This window comes from Anaerolineales bacterium, from assembly GCA_022866145.1.
Lineage (GTDB): Bacteria > Chloroflexota > Anaerolineae > Anaerolineales > E44-bin32 > PFL42.
The window spans coordinates 1-20,819 of record JALHUE010000311.1 but is presented as its reverse complement, the minus strand read 5'-3'; the positions used below and the strand labels follow the sequence as shown (position 1 = coordinate 20,819).

Sequence of the window (20,819 nt, the reverse complement as noted above, 5' to 3'; positions counted from 1 at the left end):
GATGCGGATCTTGCTGATCCATCAGGCCTTCGCCGCGCTGGGTGAACCCGGCGGGACCCGCCATCATGAGTTCTGCCGCTGGCTGGTGGGCCAGGGCCACTCGGTCACGGTTGTCACCAGCCGGGTGAGCTATCTGACCGGGCAGCCGGTGTCAGCCCGGCACACCCAGGTGGAGGAAACGGACGACGGCGGCGTGCGGATCATCCGCTGCTGGAGCTACCGTGCCTACCACCGCTCCTTCGTGCATCGAGTGCTGAGCTTCCTGTCGTTCATGTTCTCTTCGGTGGTGGCCTCCCTGCGGCAGGGCCCGATGGATGTGGTCTGGGGGACGTCGCCGCCGCTGATGCAGGGATGGTCCGCCTGGGCGGTGGCCCGGATGCGCCGGGCGGCGTTCCTCTTCGAGGTGCGCGACCTGTGGCCGGAGTTTGCCATCGCTGTCGGCGTTCTGCGCAGCCGGCCGCTGATCCGCCTGTCGTTGTGGCTGGAGGGATTCTTGTACCGCCATGCCGATACCGTGGTCGTCAACTCCCCAGGCTTTGTAGAACACGTCCGCCGAGGCGGCGCACGCCAGGTCCACCTCATCCCGAATGGTGTCGATCTCGAGATGTTCCGGCCACAGGATGACGGCCAGGCGTTTCGCCAGGAACATGGGCTGACGGGACGCTTCGTGGTGCTGTACGCCGGGGCACACGGGTTGTCGAATGACCTGGGTGTCCTGCTGGACGCGGCGTCGATCCTGAGCGGTCATCCCGAAATAGTGCTGGTCTTGCTGGGAGACGGCAAGGAGAAGCCGGGGTTGATGGCCCGGGCGGGCGCCGAAGGGCTCGAGAACCTGCGCTTCGTGGCGCCGGTCGCCAAACGCGAGATGGCGGGGGCCCTGGCGGCGGCCGACGTATGCCTGGCGATCCTGAAACCGCTCGAGGTGTACAAGACCACCTATCCCAACAAGGTCTTCGACTACATGGCTGCCGGCCGGCCGACGATCCTGGCAATCGATGGTGTCATTCGGCAGGCAGTTGAGGAGGCAGGGGCGGGCGTGTTCGTACCGCCCGGCGACGGAGCCGCCCTCGCCCGTGCCATCGTAAGCCTGGCGGCGGACGGCGAAGCCCGGCAGAGAATGGGCCGCGCCGCCCGACAGGCCGCCGAGCAGGCCTATGACCGTAGACGGCTGGCGGCGCAGATGCTGCAGGTGATGCAGTCGATGCAGACGAACAGCCGGGGAAGGAGGGACGGATGAGCGCCGCCCTCTTCCCGTCCGGCGTGCCGGGGCGCAAGCGGCTGTTCGATCTGATCGCCACGGCCATCGGTCTAGTCCTGCTCTCTCCCTTGCTCGCCATCTTGGGGCTGTGGGTGTGGCGGGTGCATGGCCGGCCGATCTTGTTCCGCCAGCTGAGGCTCGGCTACCGGGCCCGCCCTTTCACCTTGCTCAAGTTCCGCACCATGACCGAGGTCCGTGACTCACAGGGCCAGCTGCTGCCCGACGCCGAGCGGTTGACCGGGCTGGGTCGGGTCTTGCGCTCGTATAGCTTGGATGACCTACCCAATTTGCTCAATGTGCTCCGGGGGGAGATGGGCCTGGTGGGCCCGCGGCCCCTGCTGATACAGTACCTCGAGCGCTACTCTGCCGAGCAGGCAAGGCGCCATCAGGTGCTCCCGGGGATCACCGGCTGGGCGCAGGTCCACGGTCGGAATGCACTCGCCTGGGACGAGCGCTTCCGCCTGGATGTGTGGTATGTCGACCACTGGTCGCTCTGGCTGGACATCCGCATCCTCCTGGCGACGCTGGGCAAGGTGCTGCGCCGGGAGGGGATCAGCCAGCCTGGACACGCCACCTCGGAGGAGTTCCAGGGCAACCCACGTAGGCGGGACCCCACTGGTGGGGGTCCTCCCTAGTTTCCGACCCGAATCGGGGGCTTCCAGCGCTTGCAGGGACATTCAATCGCAGGTAGGATGAATTCGTGCGGAAGCCCGCACAGCAGGGTCCACCAGGAGGTGAGGAGCGATGAAACCAGAACTAGAGTTCTATGACGTCAAATCCAAGTCCAAGTTCATGAGCACGGACTGGCGGATCGAGGCCAAGCCGAACAAGAGCAGGACCCAGTACTTTGCGGTCTCGAAAGTGCCGAATGCCACGCATGAGGCCTGGAAGATCGTGAGCGAGGCCTACGGCAAAGCGAATATGTGAGCGGGTCCCGCCGTTTGGGAGATTTCCGCACACTGTGCCGCCCCGGAAACGGGGCGGCACAGTCTCGCACCCGAGGGCGGAGCAATCGGCCGGGCGCCAGGCAGGACGGCGCCGCCTGGCACCCGCTGACTGCACTCGGGACGGCCAGGAGCACGGTCGAGGCGAGCGGCAAGCCGGCGATGATATGATTGCGGCAGTCGAACCGGAACCGCCACTGCTCTGCCCTTCGACGATGCCAGCCGAATTGACCCCCGCCGATCTGTACCGACAGATGTTGCTGATCCGCCGTTTCGAAGAGACGGTTCTCGATTCATTCCCTCGCGGCTGGTTCTACGGCACAACTCACACCGGGATCGGCCAGGAGGCGAATGCCGTGGGGGTGCTCTGCCTTCGCCGGCCCGGCGAGGTCGTGGTCAGCAATCACCGCTGCCACGGGCATTTCTTGGCGTATGGTGGACCGATGACGGCCCTGGCGGCTGAGTTGATGGGGCGCGCCACCGGGGTGTGCGGTGGGCGCGGCGGCAGCCAGCATCTGGTCTATGAGGATTTCTACGCCAGCGGCGTTCTGGGGGGGACGCTGCCGCTGGCGGTGGGCATGGCGCTGGCCGAGCGCCGTCGAGGCGGAATCGCCATCGTCTTCCTGGGCGACGGCGCGCTCGGGGAAGGCGCGGTGTATGAATCGCTGAACATCGCTGCCCTCTGGCGCCTGCCGGTGCTGTTTGTGGTCGAGAATAACCGCTACGCTCAGACCACCCCAATTCAGTTGCACCTGGCCGGCGATATCGCCGCCCGCTTCGGCGCCTTCGGGATCCCGGTGGACGAGCGAGACACGACGGACGTGCTGGAGATCCGAGACCTGGCCGAGCAGGCGTTGGCCCGCCTCCGTGGCGGCGAGGGCCCGCAGGCTCTGGTGCTGCATACCTACCGCTTCTCACCCCATTCCAGGGGGGATGACCTGCGCGACCCGCTGGAGATCGAGCATTTCCGGCTGAGGGACCCGCTGCTGGTCCATGGGGCGCGATTGGGGGCCGAGGAGCGCCAGGCTATCGACGCCGGCGTCGAGGTGGCGGTCCGCCAGGCTTTCGATCAGGCGCTGGCTGCGCCGACAGCGGCCCCCGACTCCCTGACCCCGGCCCTGGAGGGCGGCGCGTGACCACGGTGCTGACGTCGCTGAATCAGGCACTCCATCGAAGCCTGGCCGCCTCCCCGGACGTGGTCGTGCTGGGCGAGGATGTGCTTGATCCATACGGCGGGGCCTTCAAAGTCACCCAGGGTCTGTCCTCGGCGTACCCGGAGCGGGTCTTAACGACCCCGGTCTCGGAGGCGGCCATCGTCGGCATGGGGGTCGGCATGGCGCTGCGCGGGCTCCGGCCCGTGGTCGAGATTATGTTTGGGGACTTCCTGATGCTGGCCGGGGACGCTCTCGTTAACCACGCCGCCAAGTTCCGCTGGGTCAGTGGGGATCGGGCGCGTGTGCCGCTCGTTGTGCGCACGCCGATGGGTGGACGGCGGGGGTATGGCCCCACCCACAGCCAGTCGCTGGAGAAGCACCTGATGGGCGCCGCCGGGCTGAGAACCGTGGCGGCCTCGGCGCTGATCGATCCGGGGCCGATCCTGGAAAGCGCCATCCTCGCCGACGACGATCCGACTCTGTTCATCGAACACAAGCTGTTGTACGCCCAGCAGGTCGGAGAGGGTCTCATCGGGGACGAGTTTGTGCTGGAAGCCGGCGTTGGGCGCTACCCGACCCTGAGCGTGCGTCTGGCTGGGGCCCCGCCGCCGAGTCTGACCGTCACCAGTTATGGCTACATGGCCAGTCTGTGCCTGGAGGCGATGCACCGGCTGGCCTACGAGCATGAACTCTTCGCCGAGCTTGTCGTATTCGCGCAGCTTGTCCCCCTCGGTCTGGCTCCGCTGGCTGAAAGCCTGCACCAGACTGGCGCCCTGCTCACGGTGGAAGAGGGCAGCGGAATTCTGAGCTGGGGGAGTGAGGTGGTCTCCGGCCTGATCGAACTGCTGGGGCCCGCGTTCCGGGCACAGCGACTGTGTGCCAGCCCCGTTCCGATCCCGGCCAGCCTGACCCTGGAACAGGCGGTCCTGCCCCAGGTGGCCGATGTGATGCGCGCCGCGCTGGCCTTGAACGATGTCGGCCGGAGCGCGCCGACGAGGCGTCCCAATGGCTGAAGCCGTGCCGGTGACGATCCCCCTGGTCAACCCGAATGAGCCCGAAGCGCGCCTGGCCACGCTTGCAGTTCGCAACGGCCAGTCGGTGAAGATCGGCCAAGCGCTCGCCACGCTCGAAACGACCAAGGCGGCGCATGAGATTGTGGCCGAGCAGGCGGGGTTCATCGCTGGGCTGCGGGCCGCTGTGGGCGAGGACCTGCGGGCAGGTGAGGTGTTGTGCTGGATCTCCGCCTCGCCGGACTGGACGCCGACGGAGGCAAGGGGTGCGCCCGCCCCGCCCTCGGAAGCGGTGGAGGGCAGGCGGATCACACAGCCGGCGCGCCGAGCGGCTGAGCAGGCGGGAATCGACCTGGCGACGTTCCCCGCCGACCGACTGGTGACGGAAGCGATGGTCCGGGCCCGGATCGCGGCCAGCCGCCCGCTGGACCTGCCGGCGGGACCCTTCGGGGACGCGGACCTGTTGGTGTACGGGGGCGGCGGCCACGCTAAGTCGTTGATCGAGCTGATCTGGACCGCCGGACAGCACCAGGTTGTCGGGATCATCGATGATGGACTGGCGCCAGGAACGCTGGTGCTCGGGGTGCAGGTGCTCGGCGGCAGTGGAGCGTTGGCCGAGCTCCGCCGGCGCGGCCTACGGCTGGCGGCTAATGCCGTGGGAGGGATCGGCGATGCCCGGAGCCGGATCCAGGTCTTTGAGGCCTTGCGCCAGGCGGATTTCGAGTGCCCGCCGCTGATCCACCCGACGGCTTGGTTGGAGTCCACGGTGCGGGTGGAGCAGGGCGCCCAGATCCTGGCGCACGCCTATGTCGGAAGTGAAGCCATCATCGGACGGGGCGCGATCGTCAACACCTCGGCCGTCGTGTCCCACGATTGTCGATTGGGCGACTACGCCAATGTCGCGCCAGGAGCGCTGCTGGCCGGTGGGGTGGACGTGGGTGAGGTGGCGCTCATCGGCATGGGGGTGACCGTACACCTGGGCGTCCGCATCGGCAGGTACGCCCGTTGCGGAAACGGCTCGATGATCGCCGCCGATGTGCCCGAGGGCGCTTTGATTCGAGCCGGGAGCGTGTGGCCCGAAAGGAAGGTGGTGTGAACTACAAGGTCGCCATGTCCTCGCCGGACCTGACGGAGCTCGAACAGCAGGCGGTGGCCGAAGTGCTGCAGACGCCGCGCCTGAGCATGGGGCCGCGGCTGGAGGCGTTTGAAGGCGCCATCGCCCAGCGGGTCGGGCTGCGTCACGCCATCGCCGTCAACTCAGGCACGGCTGGGCTGCACCTCTGCGTGCGGGCCGCCGGCATCGCCGATGGGGACGTGGTCATCACCAGTCCGTTCTCGTTTGTTGCCTCCTCCAACGTGCTGCTGTACGAACGGGCGATACCGGTCTTCGTCGATGTCGATCCGGTCACCGGCAACCTCGACCCAGCCCAGGTAGCCGCCGCCGCCGCCGACCTGGCCGAGGGTGGGAAGCGGGCCAAGCGCTGGCTGCCGCGGCGCGGCGTCGCCGCCAGGGTCCGGCTGCGGGGGTTGCTCACGGTCGATGTATTCGGTCAGCCGGCAGACCACGATCCCCTGGCCCAGACGGCGCGCGATCACGGCCTGACGCTGATCGAGGATTCCTGCGAAGCGCTGGGCGCCGCCTATCGGGGACGCCCCGCCGGCACGCTGGGGGATCTCGCCGTCTTCGCCTTCTATCCCAACAAGCAGATCACCTCCGGCGAGGGCGGAATGGTGGTGACTGACCGGGACGACCTGGCGAGCACGGTGCGTTCCCTGCGCAATCAGGGGCGGGCCCCTGGTGACACCTGGTTGGACCACACCTTCCTCGGCTACAACTACCGCATGGACGAACTCAACGCCGCCCTCGGCCATGCCCAGATGGGGCGCCTGGACGAACTGATGGATAAGCGGGACTGTGTCGCCGCTTGGTACGCGGAGCGCCTGGCGGGTATCCCCGGCATCGCAGCCCCGGTGGTGGTTGAGAACACGACCCGGATGAGCTGGTTCGTGTATGTGGTGCGCTTTGACTCGAGGATTGACCGCGATGAAGTGATGCGGCGCCTGGATCGGGAGGGGATCCCGAGTCGGCCGTACTTCAAGCCGATTCACTTGCAGCCCTATGTCCAGCAGCGGTTCGGCACGCAGGCTGGGGACTTCCCGATTGCCGAAGATCTGGGCCGCCGCGGTCTGGCCCTTCCCTTCTCCAGCGTGATGCAGGAGGACGAGGTGTCGCTGGTGTGTGAGGCGCTGCGCCGCCTGCTCGCCTAACCCCGGCCGTTGCTGCCTCGGGCGAGGCCTGGGGCACCAGCCCGTCGTTCCGAGGCTTCTTTGGCGGCTGCTCAGCCAGAGCCTTCAGCCGAGAATAGAACCGTGGGGTCTGGGCACCGCCCAGACCCCACGGGCATTCCTTCCACCGGTGGGCCGGTCAGGCTTGGGCCTATCCCAGCCAGGTGAGCCTCAGCGCACCTGGCGCCAGTTGACGAGGATCAGGTTCTTGTTGCAATCCTCGTACGTGGTCAGGGAGTACTTGTCGGACAACGGCAGGCCGGCCGTGTCGCGCAGCTGGATCCACAGGGTCTTGTCGCTGGCGATGGGGTGGTCCGACACGTTGAAGGCATATCCCGCTGGGCCGAGCTGAGTGGCGCTCCCAGAGAGTGTGTCCAGGCTGACGGGCAGCCCCCCCAGCTGGCCTTCCAAGTGGATGTTTTGCAGAGGGAAGGGCGCGCCGTTGAGGTCGAAGACCTGCCCTCCAACGCCCATCCACTTGCACTGGGCGTCGTTGGCGATGTTGGCAATGCCATACGGGTCCGGCTGTACGTTGAAGGGGAACCCGGTCGGCGAGATGGGCAGGGTCGCCGTCGCCGTCGGCGTGACGGTGGGGGTTTCGGTCGGCGTCGGCGTCTCCGTCGGCGTCGGGGTCTCCGTGACAGTAGCCGTCCAGGTCGGGGGCAGGTAGATCTCGGGTGTGTTGGTCGGCGTTGGCGGGCCAAGCGTCGGAGGCAGGGTCGGCGGCGGGAACGGGTTCATCGGAGTGTACGGGTTGACGAACAGAGAAAGGACGATCAACCCGACGACGAGTGTGGCCCCCAGAACAACCAGCGTCAGACAGTTCAGGATCAGGCGCCCCAAACTGAAGCCCCCGCTGCTCTCTGCATCTGCATCCATGACCGCTGACTCCTCTCGCAACGCGCTGGCCGAAGGCGGTTAGCCGTTGTCGACCAGTATGATGATCTCAGTGTCCTTGCGGCGCAAGTCCAGCCAGTCCTCGACGGCCTTGAGCCGCATGCGGCGGCTGGCCTCGGGACTGAGTGGGTGCTGGCCGCGATCGAGCACCTGCAAGACGTGGAATCCCAGCCTGGATTCGATCACTTCCGGAAACAACTCGCCGGGCTGGAGCGAGAAGGCCGCTTGTTCGAGCTCGGGTGAGGCCAGGTAATCGCGCGGGAACCAGCCGAGATCGCCGCCGCCTGGGCGGGTGCTCAGATCGCGGGAGTAGGTGGCCGCCAAGGCGCCGAAGTCGGCGCCGCCGACGATCTGATCCAGCAGCGGCTGGGCTTCCTGGCGCGAGCTGACCAGGATGTGCCGGGCCTGGACCTGTTCAATGGCTTCGGGCACCGAGCCCGCGATCTGGTCGACCATGCGCTGCGCCTGCATTTCCTCTCTCAAGGTGGCCAGGAAGCTCTCAGTGGTGTAGCCGTTGGCGGTCATCCAGGCAGCCAACGCCTCCTGTCCCCCGCTGTCCCCCGCCAGGGCCTGCAAACGCTCATCGACCTCGGCCGCGCTCACGGCCAGCCCCGACAACCCAGCGCCGCGATCGAGCAAGCGGCGGTCGATCAGGGCTTGCAGCACCCGCTGGCGGTAGGCGGGATCGGTTGCAAGGTCAATGCCAAGCTCGGCCTGCGCCTGCTCGTAGCGCCTGACTTCCTCCTCGAAGCTCGAGAGCAGGATCGGCTCGCCCCCGACCAGGGCGGCTGTCGGTTCCGGCGTGGGCGTCGGCGGGGCCGGAGTGGCGGAAGGGGGAACTGCAGTCGGTGCGGGGCCGATTCCGATCGCCTGGCATCCGAAGAGCGCCAGAGAGAAGAGGCCGATTGCGAGCCGAGGACCGGAGGACATGCTGCCGGCGATTATACCCACTGGTCTGTCTGCGGGGCGCGACGGCGGGAGAGAGGCCGGCGGGGCAGGCGCGGACCGGATGCTGGCGGCCAAGGCGTGACCGAGACGGAAGGCCGTTGGAGGTGCGGGCGCAGCCCCGCCGGGCTCTGAGGGGTTTCCAGCGGCCCGATGGCGGTCCGGGGCGAGCGCGGGTCGCCCCCGGAATCAGCGGGTATGCGCCTCCGAGGTGGAGGTGAAGACGAAGATCATCGGTTGGCGCTTGGTCGTCTGGAAGAACAAGCGCGAGAGGTCCTTCTCGATGCGGGCTTTTAGATCCCCGTTGGTAGCCTCGGCGGTCAGCTCATGGATGCGTGCCCGAGCCAGCTCGAACAGCTCTTCGGCATCGCGCAGGAAGACGAATCCCTTCGAGACGATCTCTGGCTCTTGCAGCAGACGCCCGCTCTGGCGGTCGACATGCAGGTGAACTGCGACAAAGCCGTCCCGGGCCAGGGCTTCCCGCTCGCGCAGCACCGTCGGGCCGATGTCGCCAACGCCGGAGCCGTCGACGAAGACGTAGCCGCCGGGGATACGTTCCCCAACCTGCATCTCGCCGTTGCGGAATTCGATCACGGTTCCGTTTTCGACGACGGCGATGTTCTCCCACGGGATGCCCGTCTCATGTGCCAGCGAGGCGTGCTGGCGCAGGTGGCGCAGCTCGCCATGGACCGGGACAAAGAACTTGGGATGCACCACCTGCTGCAGCAGCTTCATCTCCTCCTGGCTGGCATGGCCGGAGACATGGACCGGGGCGATGGCGTCATAGATCACGCTGGCGCATCGCTGCAGCAAGCGGTTGATCGTGCGATGGACCATTTCCTCGTTGCCCGGGATGGGGTGGGACGAAAGGACGACCGTGTCTTCGGGCTGCAGGCCGAATTGGCGGTTGGTCCCGGTCGAAAGGCGGCTGAGGATCGACGACGGCTCACCCTGGGTGCCCGTGCACATCAGCACAACCTTGGACGGGGGCATGGACAGCGCCTGGTCGATGGAAACGATCAGACTGTCGGGGATTTCGAGGTAGCCCAGCTTGCGGCTGATGCGCACATTCTCCACCATACTGGTGCCGACGAAAGCCATCACCCGGCCGTGGTTGGCAGCGGCTTTCGCCGCCTGGGCTATGCGCGAGATCAACGAGGCAAAGGTTCCGATCAGGATGCGCCCGCCTGCCTCGCGAAACACAGCGTCGAGGGCCGGATCGATGACCGCCTCCGAGGGTGTCCAGCCGGGCCTGTCGGCGTTGGTCGAATCAGCCAGCAGGGCCAGGACGCCGCGCCCTCCCAGCTCCGCCAGCTTGCCGAAGTCGGTGGGCCAGTTGTCCACCGGCGTCTGGTCGAACTTGAAGTCGCCAGAGTGGACGATGATCCCGGCCGGAGTGGTGATTCCCAGGCCGACTGCGTCGGGGATCGAATGGCACACGTGGAAGAACTCGACCTCGAACGGCCCGATCTGGGCCGAACCGCCGGCCTCGATTGTGCGGAGATCGGCCTTCTGCAACATGCCGCCGCGGGAGAGCTTGACTTCCAGCAGGCCGCGCGTCAGCGGCGTGGCGAAGATCGGGGCGTGGATATCCTCGAGCACGTGGCGGATGGCGCCGGTGTGGTCTTCGTGGCCGTGGGTGACGACGATGCCTCGCACCTTGTCCCGCTTGTCCAGCAGGTAGCGGAAGTCCGGGATGACGTAGTCGATGCCGAGCATATCGTTCTCGGGGAACATCAAGCCAGTGTCGATGATCAGGATATTCTCCCCGTACTCAATGGACATCATGTTCTTGCCGATTTCGCCGAGTCCACCCAGCGGAACCACTCGCAATGATTTGTCGCTCATTCGTTTGCCTTATGGGTCTCAGGGGAATGCCCCAACCGTGCCCCGGCTGCCAGGATTGAGCGCGCCGCAGGTCGCCCCCGCTGCCAGGGCGGGGTGGGCAGGTCGGCTGGTCTCAATTCAGGCGGGAAACGTCGGTGGCTTGCGGACCGCGTACGGTGTACTCGAGGAAGAAGGCCACCTGGTCCCCAGGCGTCAGGAAGGGCCCACCAGAACCGGTGATTGACAAATAGTGGACGAAGACGTCCACACCCTCTTCTGTATCGATGTAGCCGTAGCCTTTGGAGCCGTCAAACCACCGGACGGTGCCGGTCGTGCGCTTGGTCACGCGGGGATCCCCAACATCTTTCGATTCAGAATGCTTACGTGTGAAGTCTAACACAGCGGGCTCAGAGCGTCAATCGGCCGCAGCGAGCGACCGAGGCCAAAGGAGCCCGTGCGCCGGCACAGGCGCCGGGCGACTCATCTGGCCTGGTGCGGGCTTGACGTCCCCGGGGTACGGCCTATACTTCGGACAAACCGAAGACAACGTGAGCAGGGGTGGCCTTGCGCCCGGATGCAAAGGCCGCCAATGGGGAAGCCGGTGATCCTGAACAGGTAGTCCGGCGCTGTCCCGCAACTGTAGGTCCGGCGACTGCTAGCGCAGCCGTCGGGCGAGCCAGGATACCCGCCCCTGCTCCCGCGCTGGAATGCCTTCCGCGGAGAGGAGGTGGCGCCGGTGTATCGATCGCTCGAGCCTTCCTGACGAATCCTCCGGGAAGGCTTATTGATTCGGCGGACTGCATCCACAACCACCCTGAGAGGAGTGTGCAACGAATGCGTCAGCTTTCCATCTCTCTGGCTCTGGCCCTGTTGGTCCTGATTGGGCAGGGCGGCGCCCAAGCTCAGACCCCGACCCCGATTGATCAGGCCCTCACCTGGCTACGCACCCAGCAGCAGCCGGATGGCGGGTTCTCGAACGGGTTCGCACCCGGGAGCGACCCCGGCACGACGGCTGATTCCGTGCTGGCGATTGTCGCCGGCGGGCAGGATCCGTCGGCATGGCAGATCGGAGACGCAACTCCCCTGGCCTACCTCGAGGCGGCGTTGGGAGCCCAGCCGCCCGCACCAGGCCTGGCCGCCAAGCTGGCGCTGGCGGCGGTGGCGGCTGGCTCCGATCCCACCCGCCTCGGCGGCGTGGACCTGATCGCGGCCGTCGAAAGCGCCTATGAACCTGCGAGCGGGTTGTACGGCAGCGGCCCCTTCGATAGCGCCCTGGCGCTGCTGGCGCTGCACGCCGCCGCGCGTCCCATCCCGGCGGAAGCGGCGGAGGGCTTGCTCGCCTATCGCCTCGAGGACGGATCCTTCGCTTTCAGCGGCGACCGTACGCCTGGCTCTGGGGACTCAAACACCACCGCCCTGGCCGTTCAAGCCCTGGTCGCTGCCGGGCGAGTTGGGGATGTCGGGCCATCGATCGCCTACTTCCTGGCGACACAGAACGCCGACGGCGGATGGACCTACCAGAAGCCCAGCGCGTTCGGGGAGGCGACCGATGCCAACTCAACCGCGCTGGTTATCCAGGCATTATTGGCGGCCGGCGAGGACCTGTCGACCTGGGGGGACCCTCGCCTGGCGCTGCTGTCGCTGCAAGCTCCCAGTGGGGCGTTCATCTTCAACGCGGCCACCTCCGCTGAGAACCTACTGGCAACGGTGCAGGCAATCCCCGCCGCGGCCGGCATGAACTACACCGGGGTGGGTACCTCGACGGGGGGAGCCGGCGATCTGGGGCCGCCGGTGCGGCTGGACACTCGGTTGGTGGCAGGCGTGCTGGGAGCGCTGACGCTCATCCTGATCGGTGGGGCATGGGTGGCGCGACGAAGCCGGCAGCAGGCGTAGGCAGCACACCGCCGGCACGCTGCGTCCGGCCAATAGGCAAGGCATGCGTCTGCATCCGGTGACCTGGATCGTCTGGACCACGGCCGCGACCCTGATAGCGCTGATCGTGCGCCATCCGGGCTACCTGCTGGTCGTGGCGCTGGCGGCCATCGTCGTGCGCGCCCGCGCGACGGGCGGAAAAACGATCGCGGGCGATGTGCGGCTTGGCTTGAGCCTGCTGGTGATCCCGGCCCTGTTCAACCTGGCCTTCAGCCGGGCGGGGCAGACGATCCTATTGGAGCTTCCCTTGCCGCTGGTAGGGGGCCCGTACACCCTGGAAGCGCTGGTGTACGGGCTCTCGGCCGGCATCCAGATCGCGGCCATGATGCTGGTTGTCCTGGCGATGAGCGTGGTTGTACGACCGACGGACCTGCTGCGGCGAATGCCGTCCAGTGTCGGCCAGGTGGGGATGAGTGCCTCGATGGCTATCGGCTTCGTCCCGCAGGTGCGCGCCTCATTTTCCGCCATCCGCGAGGCCCACTGGATCCGCGGGCGAGACCTCAAGGGACTGCGAGACCTGGCGTCGGTGGTACTTCCGATCCTGGTCTTGAGCCTGGAGCGGGCGCATGCCAACGCTGAAGGGTTAGCTGCCCGCGGGTGGGGCGGGCGCCGGCAGACGGGCGGGCGCAGCCGTCTGGCCAACCTGTGCTTGTTGGGGGTGGCGGCGGGGCTGGCCTGGTGGAGCGTGGCATCGAGGGCGCGCCCGGCCGGGTTGGCGCTCGCTCTGGTGTGTGGCGGCCTCATGCTGTTCCTGTGGCGCGCCGAGGGCACGCAGGCGCGCTACCGGCCGGAAATCTGGCGCCGCGCCGACAGCATCGTCAGTGGGGTGGTTCTGGGGAGCCTGTCGGTGTTTGTCCTGGTCATGATCGCCGCCCCCGAGTTGATTACCTACCTTCCCTATCCGCGACTCACGCTGCCTGTGGTGACATGGCCGCTGGTCGCAGCCGCAGCTTGCCTGGCCATCCCGGCTGTGTTTGTGCCGAATGATCCGCATTGAGCATCTGACCTACACCTACCCGGCGGCGGAGCGGCCGGCGCTGCAGGACGTCGGCTTCGAGCTGCAGGCCGGCCAAGGCCTGCTGCTGACGGGCACATCGGGGTCGGGGAAGTCGACACTGCTGTGGTCGATGAACGGCCTGGTTCCTCATTTCTACGGCGGGCGCTTCGCCGGCCGGGTGCGCGTCGCCGGTCTCGACACCCGGGAGTCGCTGCCGCCGGCGATGGCGGCCAAGGTCGGAACGGTCTTCCAGGAACCGACCTTTCGGTTCATCACTTCGACGGCCGGCGATGAGATTGCCTTTGGGCTCGAGCTGGCGGGGCTGCCAACCGGCGACATCCGGCGCCGGGTGCAAGAGACCCTCGAGCGTCTGGATATTGGCGATCTGCGCGACCGGCCGCTGGACCGGCTGTCCGGGGGCGAGCAGCAGCGCGTGGCGATCGCCGCCGCCCTGGCTCGCCAGCCGCAGGTGCTGCTGCTGGACGAGCCGACTTCGCAGCTGGACGTGTTCGGGGCCGCCACCCTGATCGACTGGCTGGCCGATCTGCGCCGTGAGATGGGGCTGACGACACTGATCAGCGAACACCGGCTGGGCCGCCTGGTCGAGACCGTTGATCGCGTGGCCTACCTGGAGCCGGAAGGCCGCCTGGCAGGCTGGGGCGAGCCCAGGGTGGTGTTGGCGTCCATGCCTTTCGGTCTGCCGGAGATGGAAGCCGCCCGCCGGCTGGGTGTGTCGATGGATCCGGGGCCAGCCGGTTTGTTGATGCTTCGGCGGCATCTGCGGCAAGAGTCCCGCCCCGGAGGGACAGAACCGGAGGGCGAAATGCGCCTGCAAGGCCTTGGCCTTCGCCTCGGCTACAATGGGCAGGTTGCCGTGCGCGGCGTTGACCTGCATGTCGGCGCGGGTGAGATCCTGGCCGTGCTCGGGCGGAACGGCTCCGGCAAGAGCTCGCTGCTGCGCGGTCTGATGGGTCTGGAGCAACTCCAGGCCGGTGAGGTGTGGCTCGATCGCCGTCGCATCGATCACCTGTCCCCGGTGGAACGGGCGAGGGACCTAGCCTTCGTGCCGCAATGGCCGGCGGCGCTGCTTTTCGCCGAGAGCGTGCGGGCCGAACTCGATCTGACTCTCACCAACCATGGCTTACTGGGTGATCCACCGGTTCCTCCCGCCGAGCTGCTCGAGCAGCTGCAGCTTACGCAGGTCGCCGAACGCTCGCCGCGGGATCTCTCGGCCGGCGAGCGGCAGCGAGCGGCCCTGGCGGCGGTCATGGTCGCCGGGCCTCGCCTGCTGCTGTTGGATGAGCCGACACTGGGCGTAGACCCCTTGGCACAGCGCAACCTGGCCCGGCTGCTGTCGGAGTGGCGCCGACAGGGGAAGGCGATCGTGCTGGCCACCCATGACATCGAGTTCGCCGCCCGGCTGGCCAATCGCGTCCTGCTGTTGGAGGCGGGGCAAGTGGTCGATCAGGGCCCGACGGCGGAGACCCTCTTCCGTCATCCGGAGCTGCAGACCGCTCTGCAGCGCCTGACCCGACGACCCTGGCCGGCCAGCCCAGCGGACATCCCGGCCGGCGACGGTGCTTGAGGAGGAGCGAATGCCAACGCATGCCCAGGCGCGTCAGTGGTATTCGGCGAAGGATCCAGTTCATGGCTGGGATCACGTCCAGCGGGTGTGTGCACTGGCCGAGCGCCTGGCGCGGGAAGAGGGCGCCGACGTTGACCTCGTGCGAGCCGCGGCCTTGCTGCATGATGTTACCGGTGCCGCTCCCGAGGTGAGCGAGGAACGAGCCGGCGGCCGGGCTTCGCACGAGCTGGCCTCGGCCGAGTTTGCCCGCCGCCAGCTGGCCGAAGAGGGCTGGAGCGAGCCCCGGATCGAAGCCGTGCTCCATTGCATCCGGGCGCACCGCTTCCGCAGCTCAGAACCACCGGCGTCGCTCGAAGCCCGGGTGCTGTTCGATGCCGACAAACTCGACGTGCTGGGGGCCTTCGGGGCAGCTCGGACGATCGCCTATGCGGTCCAGGACGGAATGCCGATCTATGCCAAGCCGTCGGAGCAGTTCCTGGCCACCGGGGAGACCGAGCCGGGCGAGCCCCATAGCGCCTACCATGAGTATCGGTTCAAACTGCGGCACATCTGGGATCGCCTGCACACCGACGCCGCTCGCCGGGTAGGGCAGCAACGGCAGGCCGTGCTGATAGGGTTCTTTGAAGCCCTGGCGGCCGAGGCCGTGCTGGCCGATGCGCCGGCTGATGAGGCCTGAACGGATGCGGGCCGAGACCGCAGGCTGGTATCATTCCGGCGGGAGGCTCCGGACTTGAACGAACCACGCCTGCAGATCCTGCTGACCAATGACGACGGGATCGGATCGCCCGGGCTGTGGGCGGCTGCCGAGTCCCTATCCCGATTGGGATACGTCACTGTGGTCGCGCCGCGCGAGCAATGGACCGGCGCCGGCCGGAGCATGCCGATCACGTCGGATGGCTCCATCCGCGAGGAACAGGTCACCGTCGGCGGCAAGAGTTGGAAAGTGTATGCCGTTGGCGGCACCCCGGCCCAGGTCGTCCAGCATGCTGTGCTGGAGCTGTTGCCGCGCCGGCCGGACCTGGTGGTAGCCGGGATCAACTACGGCGAGAACGTCACCGTGGGGGTGACAATGTCCGGCACGGTCGGCGCTGCCCTGGAGGCGGCGGCCTTCGGCATTCCCTCCCTGGCGATTTCGCTGCAGACCGACAGCAGCTTCTTCCACACTCATTCCGATGAGATTGACTTCGCCGCGGCTGCCCACTTTGCAGCTTACTTCGGACGGATGCTGCTCAAGGTGCCGCGCACCCCGGATGTCGATCTGCTCAAAGTGGACATCCCGGCCGACGCCACGCCCGAGACGCCCTGGAAGCTCACTCGCCTTTCCCGGACCATCTACTACCATCCAGAGGTTCCGGATCGAAGCGTGCCGGGCGCCGTGCGCCGGATCGGGTACCGGGTGGCCGTTGACCATAAAGGGCTTGAACCCGACTCCGACGTTTACGCCCTGCGGGTCGACGGCTGCGTCTCGGTAACTCCGGTCAGCTTGGATTTGACCTCGCGAGTGGAACTGGCGTCGCTCGAGAGCCGCATCCGCGCTGCCATCCGCTGACCGGGCGGCAATCGGGCGAGAGCCTAGCGCCTGGGGCGGACCTGAGCCAGCAGGGCAAGCATCTCAGGGTGGATCCGGCCGTTGCTGGCCACGATCGACATTGGCTCAGTGAGCACATCGGCCGCGCCGTCGATCCGCGTCACCACCCCCCCGGCCTCGCGCACGATCGCCACGCCGGCCGCCACATCCCAGGCCTGAACCTGCAGCTCCCAGTAGCCATCGAGCCGCCCGGCGGCGACATAGGCCAGGTCCAGGGCGGCGGCCCCCAGACGGCGAACGGCGCGGGACCGAAGGTGGAACTCGGCGAACTCGCGGAAGTTGTTGTCGGGGTTGGTATGGACATCGTAGCCGAACCCGGTGACCAGCAGGCTGTTCAGCAGGTCGTCGGCGGTCGAGACCCGTATGGGCTGTCCGTTGAGGCGGGCGCCCTGGCCGAGGCTGGCCTCGAAGAGCTCGCCCCGCATCGGATCCAGGATGGCGCCGAACACCGGATTGCCTTCAAAACCCAGGCCGAGGGAGACGACGAAGATCGGGATGCCGTGAGCGAAGTTAACCGTTCCGTCCAAGGGATCGACGAACCACGTCCAGGGCTGGTCAGAGATGCCGCCGCGCTCCTCGGCGACGATGGCATCTGAGGGGAAGGCTGAGGCCAGGCCGTCCACCAGCAGTGACTCGGACAGGTGGTCGAACTGAGTCACCGGGTCGATGACGCCCTTCAGCTGGATGTCCTTCTGCTGGCTGAAACCCTGGCGCAGCAAGTCGCCCGCCTGGGCGATCAGGCGGAGGGCGTGTGGCCTGCGATTGGCGATGGATTCGCTGAGTGACGAGGGCATCAGCTGGCACGGTCGGGCCGGACAAGCGCCGGATTGTACCCCAATCCTGCCGAGGCGGCGCGCCCGTCCGCAGTTGGGGCCCTCCGTCGGCAGCTAACTTGGGCGGAGCCGGGAGGCACCGTCGGCTGCCTCGTTTTGGGCGTCGCTTCCAACCTGACCGGAGCCCGGCCCCTCGAGGCCGGTCGGCACCCTGTGGACGCCGGACTTCAGAATACTGAGTCTCGTATTGAAATCTTCGATGGAAATGCTATTATGACTTCGGAAAATCAACTCATCGACTAAATCCCTGAGATGAGGGAGGGACGAGGCGCATGAACGGCCTGCTGACGGTCTGCCCGGTATGTGGCGACAAGCTCGAGGTCACCCGGCTGCACTGCCGGACTTGCGACAGCGCTATTGAGGGCCACTTCGACACCGGCCGCCTGGGCAGGCTGTTGCCGGAGCAGACAGCCTTCGTCGAGACCTTCCTGCGTTGTGAGGGTAAGCTCAACCGGATGGAGAGGGAGCTCGGCCTGTCGTACCCGACGCTGCGCTCCCGGCTGAGCGAGGTCATCCGGCAGTTGGGATTCCCGGTGGGGCCTGAGGCCGCCGGCTTGTCGGCCGAGGGTCGGCAGCGACTGCTCGATGACCTGGCCGGGGGGCGAATCAGCACCGACGAAGCCATGCGGCAGCTCGAGGGCGAGTAGTAGCGGCGCCGAGCGAGAGAGGCAAATGCATACAGAACGGCTGCAGCTCGGCTCGCGGGACCGCCTGCGGGTCACACAGATCAAGGGCGATCTGCGCTTGACGGGCCAGGACGGCGCCGAGATGCGGATCCAGGTGGGGGATGAAGGATCACTGACCATCCAGCGCCAGGCCGGCTGGGTCGAGCTCGACTGCCGCGGCGGCTGTCTGCTCTTCCTGCCCAAAGAGTGCGAGATTGTCATCGGCAAGGTGGCAGGAGATCTGCGGGCCCACGGCCTGACGTCCTCGCTGGAGATTGAGAACGTGGGCGGGAATCTCAACCTGCGGGAGATGGCGAGGGTGAACGTCAGTCGAGTGGGCGGTGATCTTGCGGCGCGCAAGATCAGTGGTCTCCTGCAGGCCGCGAGTGTCGGCGGGGATGCCTTGCTCGAGGACCTGCAGGGCGAGGTCTCTCTTGGGGAGGTCGGTGGTGACGTGGGCCTGCGCAAAGCCAGCAGTTCGGTGGCGTTGAACGCCGGCGGTGATGTCCGGCTAGAGTTCTCCCCGGCGGCGGGCACTCACAGCGTAGTACGGGCTGGCGGCGACCTGCGTTGCGTGCTGCCGGTTGCGGCGTCAGTCTGGATCGAAATCCGCGCCAGCGGCGACATGACCCTGCCCAGCGAAGCTGAACCGGTTCAGGAAGGAGAGCGGACTCGCTTGCGCCTCGGATCGGGCGCGGCGGAGATTGCCCTCGACGCCGGCGGCGACGTGAGCGTTCTGCAGGCGGGTGAGGCCGAGCGGCGCGAGGAGATTGATGTGTTTCTGGAGGAGATCAACGTCAACGTGCGGGCCCAGGTGGATGGGGCGATGGCGGCTGCCGCCTCGAGCCTGAAGTCCCTTGAGTCCCTCCCCGATGGGGCAACGATCGCCCGGCAGATCCAGGAGTCGCTTCGTTCCGCCGGCTTCGACCGCTCGGTCGCAAGCCCTGCCCCGGCGGCCCGAAGCCGATCTGCTCCGCGGAGCGGCGGCAGCCAGAAGGACAACCCGGAGCAGATTGCGATCCTGAATATGCTGCAGGCCGGCAAGATCAACACCCAGGAGGCGGAAATGCTGCTGCGGGCGCTGGAGGCGGGATCGTGACGGCAGCCGCCCTAGCTCGCATCGCCGGGGCAGCGCAACCTGGGTTGCGCCCGGTCAACCCGCGCACCGACATGGCCCAGGTGGCCGATCTGATCGGCTTGGCTTTTCGGGGCGAGCTGGACGCTGCCGGCCTTCAGATGGTGCGCGAGATGCGTGCCTTCGGCCATGCGGGGTGGCTGGGATACCAGCTGTCACGGCTGATGCTTCCGCCGGCCGCACATCCTCGCGGCTTCGTCTGGCAGGAGCAGCGGGGGATCGTCGGCAACGCCGGCCTGCTACCGGTTGAGGGGTATCCGCAGCGCTGGGTGCTGGCCAATGTGGCCGTTCATCCGGAATGGCGGCGGCGCGGAATTGCCCGGGCCTTGGTGGAAGCCAGCCTGACCGAAGCGGAGCGCCTCGGGGCGCGGAAGGTCATCCTGCAGGTGGCACAGGCGAAACGGGAGGTTCAGACCCTGTACGCGGACTTGGGCTTCGTGTCGACCAGTGCCCGAACCCTGTGGACCCGTGCACCGCATCTGCCCACCCCAGACGACCCGGCCCCGCCGCCGCTTCAGGCACGAGTGCCAGCCGAGTGGGAGGCGCAGTGGTCTTTCTTGCGCCAACTGTATCCAGAAGGATGGGTCTGGCCGTTCCCACCCGAGGATGACTTGTTTCGGCCCTCGGGCATGGGCGCCCTCTTGGGGGTCGATCGGGTACGACATTGGCTGTGGCGTGAAGATGGGAAGATCGTGGCCAGCCTGACTGCGCAGGCGCGCCCCGTCTTGCAGGAATGGCGGCTGGTCCTGGGTTGCGCGCCGGCTGTACGGGGGCAGTTCGAGGCACCGATGCTGGCCCACGCGCTGGCCGAGCTCCCCGCCAACCTGCCGCTCTCGCTCGAGTACCCGACGGGGCCGGCCGACGCCGACCTACAGGCGCTGGGATTTCGCGCCGGCCGGGCATTGACCTGGATGGCGCTCGACCTCAAAGGCGAGGCACAAGATGCCGATTCCAGGCCGGGGTAGCGAGCCGATGACGAGCGCGGCGGAGCGACTCTCGCTTCTGCAAGCTGTCGAGTCCCGGGATTTGGATGTCGAACAGGCCATCCGGGCGATCGAAGCGGCCAAGCCCGGGGTGCCGCTAGGGCTCGAGGCGGAGGCCGCGACCCCGACCGCCTGGATCGTGCTTCTTGGCAGGCGGTCGCCTTCAGCTTGCCGTTGACCCTGGGGCGTCAGCCCCAGGCGGTCCGGCTGGCGCGGCCATTTGTGCCCGCCCTGAACCGGATGGGGCTCGATGAGATGTTGCCGGCGATGTCGGACCAGATTCCCCCGGGACATCCCCTGGCGATCGACGTGACCGACAGGGAGGACGGCGAACGGGTGCAGGTGCGTTGGGGTTGAGGTGGAGGCCGGCATGGCGACAACCGAAGAGCGAATGAAGATCCTCAAGATGGTCGAGGAGGGTAAGATCACCGCTGAGGAAGCAGCCCGCCTGCTGGCGGGGCTGGCCCGCAGCGACCGGCGGCGTGTGACGGGCAGTCAGGAGGAAGCGCGCTGGCTCCGCGTGCGCGTCACCGACATAGAGACCGGCAAGCAGTCGGTCAACATCACCCTGCCGATGAGCCTGGTCAATGTCGGCCTGAGGATGGGAGCTCGCCTCGTCCCCGAGATGGACGGGGTGCAGATGGAGAAGATCGCCCAGGCGGTGCGCGAGGGCGCCACCGGCAAGATCATCGACATCGATGATCTTGCCGAGGGACAGCACGTCGAGGTCTACCTGGAGTAGGGGTCGACGCAAGCAGCAGAAGGCGGCCGCGCATCCCG

General features: G+C 67.3%; 22 protein-coding genes, 1 pseudogene and 1 riboswitch. Of the genes and pseudogenes, 18 read left to right on the top strand and 5 right to left on the bottom strand.

Annotation, left to right across the window (positions count from 1 at the left end; translation table 11 throughout):
- Nucleotide 1: 1 nt before the first annotated feature.
- From MUO23_09670 to MUO23_09635, 8 genes and pseudogenes are all read left to right on the top strand, one after another.
- Nucleotides 2-1,237, top strand: coding sequence for a glycosyltransferase family 4 protein (locus tag MUO23_09670; GenBank protein ID MCJ7513220.1), 1,236 nt, complete (start codon nt 2-4; stop codon nt 1,235-1,237).
- Entirely contained in the window at nt 1,234-1,893 is a 660-nt protein-coding gene (locus MUO23_09665) for a sugar transferase (GenBank protein MCJ7513219.1), read from the top strand. The genes MUO23_09670 and MUO23_09665 overlap by 4 nt, the downstream gene beginning before the upstream one ends.
- Before the next feature lie 109 nt (nt 1,894-2,002).
- Nucleotides 2,003-2,185, top strand: a complete 183-nt coding sequence (locus tag MUO23_09660; protein ID MCJ7513218.1) for a hypothetical protein — start codon at nt 2,003-2,005, stop codon at nt 2,183-2,185.
- 244 nt (nt 2,186-2,429) lie between these two features.
- Nucleotides 2,430-3,338 (top strand): thiamine pyrophosphate-dependent dehydrogenase E1 component subunit alpha, encoded by a 909-nt coding sequence (locus MUO23_09655; protein ID MCJ7513217.1) that lies wholly within the window; start codon nt 2,430-2,432, stop codon nt 3,336-3,338.
- Complete coding sequence (locus MUO23_09650; GenBank protein MCJ7513216.1) at nt 3,335-4,369, top strand: hypothetical protein; 1,035 nt, start codon at nt 3,335-3,337, stop codon at nt 4,367-4,369. Before MUO23_09655 ends, MUO23_09650 begins: the two co-directional genes overlap by 4 nt.
- A pseudogene (locus MUO23_09645) lies at nt 4,362-4,532 on the top strand (biotin/lipoyl-binding protein). The gene MUO23_09650 and the pseudogene MUO23_09645 overlap by 8 nt, the downstream one beginning before the upstream one ends.
- A 300-nt stretch (nt 4,533-4,832) precedes the next feature.
- Complete coding sequence (locus MUO23_09640) at nt 4,833-5,462, top strand: acetyltransferase (GenBank protein MCJ7513215.1); 630 nt, start codon at nt 4,833-4,835, stop codon at nt 5,460-5,462.
- Nucleotides 5,459-6,634, top strand: a complete 1,176-nt coding sequence (locus tag MUO23_09635; protein MCJ7513214.1) for a DegT/DnrJ/EryC1/StrS family aminotransferase — start codon at nt 5,459-5,461, stop codon at nt 6,632-6,634. Before MUO23_09640 ends, MUO23_09635 begins: the two co-directional genes overlap by 4 nt.
- Before the next feature lie 189 nt (nt 6,635-6,823).
- Here the strand turns inward: MUO23_09635 and MUO23_09630 are convergent, their stop codons facing one another.
- From MUO23_09630 to MUO23_09615, 4 genes are all read right to left on the bottom strand, one after another.
- On the bottom strand, nt 6,824-7,531 hold the full coding sequence (locus tag MUO23_09630; GenBank protein ID MCJ7513213.1) for a hypothetical protein: 708 nt from the start codon (nt 7,529-7,531) through the stop codon (nt 6,824-6,826).
- 39 nt (nt 7,532-7,570) lie between these two features.
- Nucleotides 7,571-8,479 carry a peptidylprolyl isomerase gene (locus MUO23_09625; GenBank protein ID MCJ7513212.1) on the bottom strand — a complete coding sequence of 303 codons (909 nt, stop codon included), beginning with the start codon at nt 8,477-8,479 and terminating at the stop codon, nt 7,571-7,573.
- Nucleotides 8,480-8,683: 204 nt separating this feature from the next.
- The gene (locus tag MUO23_09620) at nt 8,684-10,342 is read right to left on the bottom strand and encodes a ribonuclease J (protein MCJ7513211.1); all 1,659 of its coding nucleotides are present in this window, start codon (nt 10,340-10,342) and stop codon (nt 8,684-8,686) included.
- A 112-nt stretch (nt 10,343-10,454) separates the two neighbouring features.
- Complete coding sequence (locus tag MUO23_09615; protein ID MCJ7513210.1) at nt 10,455-10,667, bottom strand: cold shock domain-containing protein; 213 nt, start codon at nt 10,665-10,667, stop codon at nt 10,455-10,457.
- Nucleotides 10,668-10,860: 193 nt separating this feature from the next.
- A riboswitch (cobalamin riboswitch) is annotated at nt 10,861-11,029 on the top strand.
- A gap of 126 nt (nt 11,030-11,155) precedes the next feature.
- Here MUO23_09615 and MUO23_09610 point away from each other — a divergent pair.
- The 5 genes from MUO23_09610 to surE are packed head-to-tail and all read left to right on the top strand — an operon-like array spanning nt 11,156 to nt 16,384.
- Complete coding sequence (locus tag MUO23_09610; protein MCJ7513209.1) at nt 11,156-12,214, top strand: hypothetical protein; 1,059 nt, start codon at nt 11,156-11,158, stop codon at nt 12,212-12,214.
- A gap of 43 nt (nt 12,215-12,257) precedes the next feature.
- Nucleotides 12,258-13,250: an energy-coupling factor transporter transmembrane protein EcfT gene (locus tag MUO23_09605; GenBank protein MCJ7513208.1), complete on the top strand. Its 993-nt coding sequence runs from the start codon at nt 12,258-12,260 to the stop codon at nt 13,248-13,250.
- Nucleotides 13,237-14,835 carry an ATP-binding cassette domain-containing protein gene (locus MUO23_09600; GenBank protein MCJ7513207.1) on the top strand — a complete coding sequence of 533 codons (1,599 nt, stop codon included), beginning with the start codon at nt 13,237-13,239 and terminating at the stop codon, nt 14,833-14,835. Before MUO23_09605 ends, MUO23_09600 begins: the two co-directional genes overlap by 14 nt.
- 10 nt (nt 14,836-14,845) lie before the next feature.
- Nucleotides 14,846-15,511 (top strand): HD domain-containing protein, encoded by a 666-nt coding sequence (locus MUO23_09595; protein ID MCJ7513206.1) that lies wholly within the window; start codon nt 14,846-14,848, stop codon nt 15,509-15,511.
- A 54-nt stretch (nt 15,512-15,565) separates the two neighbouring features.
- Complete coding sequence (gene surE / locus MUO23_09590; protein ID MCJ7513205.1) at nt 15,566-16,384, top strand: 5'/3'-nucleotidase SurE; 819 nt, start codon at nt 15,566-15,568, stop codon at nt 16,382-16,384.
- 23 nt (nt 16,385-16,407) lie between these two features.
- Here the strand turns inward: surE and MUO23_09585 are convergent, their stop codons facing one another.
- Nucleotides 16,408-17,217 (bottom strand): inositol monophosphatase, encoded by an 810-nt coding sequence (locus MUO23_09585; protein ID MCJ7513204.1) that lies wholly within the window; start codon nt 17,215-17,217, stop codon nt 16,408-16,410.
- Between the two features lie 311 nt (nt 17,218-17,528).
- On the opposite strand from MUO23_09585, the gene MUO23_09580 reads away from it, so the two are divergent.
- From MUO23_09580 to MUO23_09560, 5 genes are all read left to right on the top strand, one after another.
- Nucleotides 17,529-17,903: a DUF2089 domain-containing protein gene (locus tag MUO23_09580; GenBank protein MCJ7513203.1), complete on the top strand. Its 375-nt coding sequence runs from the start codon at nt 17,529-17,531 to the stop codon at nt 17,901-17,903.
- A 25-nt stretch (nt 17,904-17,928) separates the two neighbouring features.
- On the top strand, nt 17,929-19,020 hold the full coding sequence (locus tag MUO23_09575) for a hypothetical protein (protein ID MCJ7513202.1): 1,092 nt from the start codon (nt 17,929-17,931) through the stop codon (nt 19,018-19,020).
- Nucleotides 19,017-20,021 (top strand): GNAT family N-acetyltransferase, encoded by a 1,005-nt coding sequence (locus MUO23_09570; protein ID MCJ7513201.1) that lies wholly within the window; start codon nt 19,017-19,019, stop codon nt 20,019-20,021. The genes MUO23_09575 and MUO23_09570 overlap by 4 nt, the downstream gene beginning before the upstream one ends.
- Nucleotides 20,022-20,207: 186 nt before the next feature.
- A complete protein-coding gene (locus MUO23_09565; protein ID MCJ7513200.1) occupies nt 20,208-20,396 on the top strand; it encodes a hypothetical protein in 189 nt (62 codons plus the stop codon).
- 13 nt (nt 20,397-20,409) lie between these two features.
- Nucleotides 20,410-20,781: a hypothetical protein gene (locus MUO23_09560; GenBank protein ID MCJ7513199.1), complete on the top strand. Its 372-nt coding sequence runs from the start codon at nt 20,410-20,412 to the stop codon at nt 20,779-20,781.
- The last annotated feature ends 38 nt before the right edge of the window (nt 20,782-20,819 follow it).